Source organism: Myxococcus llanfairpwllgwyngyllgogerychwyrndrobwllllantysiliogogogochensis, from assembly GCF_006636215.1.
GTDB lineage: Bacteria > Myxococcota > Myxococcia > Myxococcales > Myxococcaceae > Myxococcus > Myxococcus llanfairpwllgwyngyllgogerychwyrndrobwllllantysiliogogogochensis.
In genome coordinates this window covers 1-419 of the sequence record NZ_VIFM01000860.1, presented here as the reverse complement: position 1 = coordinate 419, position 419 = coordinate 1, and the positions used below count along the sequence as shown (strand labels likewise).

Annotated in this window: 1 protein-coding gene; it reads left to right on the top strand. The window is 71.4% G+C overall.

Features of this window, described 5'->3' with window-relative positions; all coding sequences use genetic code 11:
* The coding region (locus FJV41_RS57530; RefSeq protein ID WP_497812690.1) for a hypothetical protein at window positions 1-371 on the top strand (371 nt) is incomplete at its 5' end.
* Between the last annotated feature and the right edge of the window lie 48 nt (window positions 372-419).

The window sequence follows — 419 nt, the reverse complement described above, 5'->3', positions numbered from 1 at the left end:
TGCGCGTGCCGATCGCCTGCGGCCTCGCCTGGCCCGAGCGCATCGAGAGCGGCACGCCCGCGCTCGACTTCAGCCGGCTGGCCGCGCTCACCTTCGAAGAGGCCGACGCCGTGCGCTTTCCGGGCCTGCACTTGTCGTGGCATGCGCTGCGCGCCGCGCCCGGCACCACGGCGGTGCTCAACGCCGCCAACGAGGTCGCCGTGGCTTCGTTCCTGGAGCGCCGCATCCGTTTCGATCAGATTCATCGTCTGAATCTTGAAACTCTGGAGGCGGTATCGCCCTCCAACCCGGATTCGCTGGGCGCCCTGCTGGAGCTGGACGCCCGCGCGCGCTCGGCCGCGCGGCACGGGGCAGAGCGCCTCGCGGCCTGACCGCCGGGCCCCTCCTTCATCGCACGGGAGTGCACCATGCTTCTCACC